Genomic DNA, 2447 nt, shown 5'->3' with positions numbered 1-2447 from the left:
GATCGATCAAAGTAACGTCGTGATGTTTGAGCTGGTTGTGTCTTATATGGTTGTGGTTGCATTTTGGAATTGGAAAAGGTGAATGAGGAGAAGGCCGGATGCGGCGAGGGAGAGCAGGATAAAAAATCCATCTTCCGCCGCAGAGCCGGTCGTAAAGCGGAGGCGCGAGGGCAAGAGCCACACGCGCCCGCTGTCGGGCCAGTAGAGCGGAACGCCGCTCTTGGTGCAGGCATCGAGCAGCAAGTGCGACAGGTAGCCCAGCGTCAATCCGAACCCAGCGAAGGGATCGAGCAAGAGCGCCAGCGGCAAGCCAAAGGCAATAGCCACGACCAGCACCGCGAGAAGCGAGTGCATCGGCCCACGGTGTCCCAGGCTTCGGCTGAGTAGCCGGGCGACGAGCTTCAGGGGAGCTACCCCGCCAATTGCTATGTTGGAGAGCTTGGACTCCCTGGCATCGAGGTCAGGCAGTAGGCTTCCAATGACAGCGAAGAGAATCGCCAGTGACACAGAATCGAAGGCAAGGCCAAGAGGCAATCCGTAGAGGCTGACGATTCCCGCCATGACATGGGTTCTCCAGGTCATAGAGAAGGATTCAAGTGTAGAGAAAGGTTGGGGATCATCTGTAGAGAAAGGTTAGGGATCATCGGCGTTTGGCGCACTTTGCAGGGTGGACTTTCTTTGCAGGGTGGACTCGCTGCACTCCGACGGTGACGACGAACTCGGCTTTACCCGTGCAGTTACTTTTACCCATGCAGTCGCCAGGGCTGTTGCCACTCGCCTCTTGCGTTAGGCTTGCCAGTAGCTCCTCGTCTATCTTGCCACTGGGCTTGATCCCAATGCCGTTTTCAATGAGCAGTGTCAGAAGCTCGCTGCCATCCAGTGTTGAGATCGGCAGCATCGAGGCCCGCCTAAGCGCTTCCCTATCCACAGCCAGAGAGAAAGCGCCGGTCGTGACCAGCAGGGACTCAGCAGCGCCTGCTCGTAGAACCACGCCGCGTAGCTCATCTAGGGAGCGCTGAAAGAGGAGTCGCTGGGGGCTGAACTGCTTGAGCTGAACCAGAACGGTGCGCCCGAAGCGGCTGGCAAGTAGATCGAAGCCGCCTGCCCCATCGCGCCCGTTTCGGCCTTTAAAGTCGCGCCGCCCCGCAAGGCGCACGTCGCTATAGCCCAAAGCCGGCAGAAGACGTGCGACCAGGCGAGCGAAGGCATCGAAGGGAAGTTCGAGAAGTCGAGTAAGAAATGGATCCATAGTGGGTGTGTTTAGTGTGGCTGGTGTGTTTAAGGAGTAGGTTCTTCCAATCGCTTCTTAGCGACCTGGTAGTAGTGAGGACTAAGCTCTATGCCCTGCGCGGTGAGTCCAAGGCGTTTGGCGGCAAGTAGTGTTGTTCCCGAGCCAGCAAAGGGATCGAGTACCATGCCGCCCGGCTCGACGATCTTAAGAAGCTCCTCCATGAGCGCTAAGGGCTTGCCCGTAAGGTGCTGCTTCTTGTTCACGGACTCTACTCGGTGACGGAAGACTCCAGGGAGTGCACCGACATGCCGTTTTGCCGGGAGCCGTCCTTTCGCGCCCCAGACGATGTACTCAGCCTGTGCGGCGAAGCGCCCCATCTGCGGCCTACACGCCTCGGTCTTGTCCCATGCCGCGATACCAAGCCAGCGCCAGCCTGACCACTGCACTAATGTCGTCAGTAAGGGGAGCTGCCGCCAATCGGTGAAGATCAGCAGCGGTGCGCCCTCTTTTGCGATTCGTCGTGTTTCTTTAAGCCACTGGTAGGTGAAGCTAGCCCAGGCATTCTGGTCTAGAGTGTCCATCTCGAAGTCCACCCAGTGCGTCTTCTGCCTGCTTTGTACATACTTGAGGCTTGGCGCTCGTGATCTCTCGGTGGCGGTAAGTCCGCCCGAGCAGTAGGGCGGATCGGTGATGACCGCATCTACCGAGGCACTGGAGAAGCCTGGTAGTAAGTAGCTCCAAAGCATCCCCCAGAAGTAACGTGTCCCCAAGAAGTAACGTGTCCCCAAGAGGTATTGGATGACAGGGAGAGGTAGTCGAGTGATAGGGTAGCCTAGATGCTGGTTGAGTTTGTGTAAGTATTAGTTGAGTTTGTATAAGTGTTGATTGAGTTTGTGTAGATGAACGTTTCATGAAATAGTGGCGTGACCGGTGCAGGGACTAGCTTCGAGGCGGACTCTGTCATCGGTTTTTTGTGGTCCTACATCGGACTTCTGTGATCCAGAGACTGTTTCTTGTCTCACGGATACAGAGGTGGGCTTGTTTCTGTTTGGATGCCCTCGACACCACTGGCTCGGCTTCGTGTCTCGCCAAGTATCGCGCAGTTCGTCGCGCTCATTGTCCCAGGCTTCCGGCGGGAGGCATCCCGGACAGCCCATCAGTTCACAGACACACTCGGTCGGATAAGTGCTGTCTGTGGAGAAGATCTCTTCCAGAG

General features: G+C 56.9%; 3 protein-coding genes. All 3 read right to left on the bottom strand.

Annotated elements, in window-relative coordinates; all coding sequences use genetic code 11:
* Positions 1 to 42: 42 nt before the first annotated feature.
* The 3 genes from ACH2EH_RS00760 to ACH2EH_RS00750 are packed head-to-tail and all read right to left on the bottom strand — an operon-like array spanning position 43 to position 2001.
* Positions 43 to 582 carry a metal-dependent hydrolase gene (locus tag ACH2EH_RS00760; protein WP_395137837.1) on the bottom strand — a complete coding sequence of 180 codons (540 nt, stop codon included), beginning with the start codon at positions 580 to 582 and terminating at the stop codon, positions 43 to 45.
* Positions 583 to 640: 58 nt separating this feature from the next.
* Entirely contained in the window at positions 641 to 1249 is a 609-nt protein-coding gene (locus ACH2EH_RS00755; protein WP_395137835.1) for a restriction endonuclease, read from the bottom strand.
* A gap of 29 nt (positions 1250 to 1278) precedes the next feature.
* Positions 1279 to 2001: a DNA-methyltransferase gene (locus ACH2EH_RS00750; RefSeq protein WP_395137833.1), complete on the bottom strand. Its 723-nt coding sequence runs from the start codon at positions 1999 to 2001 to the stop codon at positions 1279 to 1281.
* Positions 2002 to 2447 lie beyond the last annotated feature (446 nt).

This window comes from Armatimonas sp. (assembly GCF_043760365.1).
Classification (GTDB): domain Bacteria; phylum Armatimonadota; class Armatimonadia; order Armatimonadales; family Armatimonadaceae; genus Armatimonas.
Note: the sequence above shows the minus strand (reverse complement) of the source record. Positions and strands in the feature narration are given on the sequence as shown.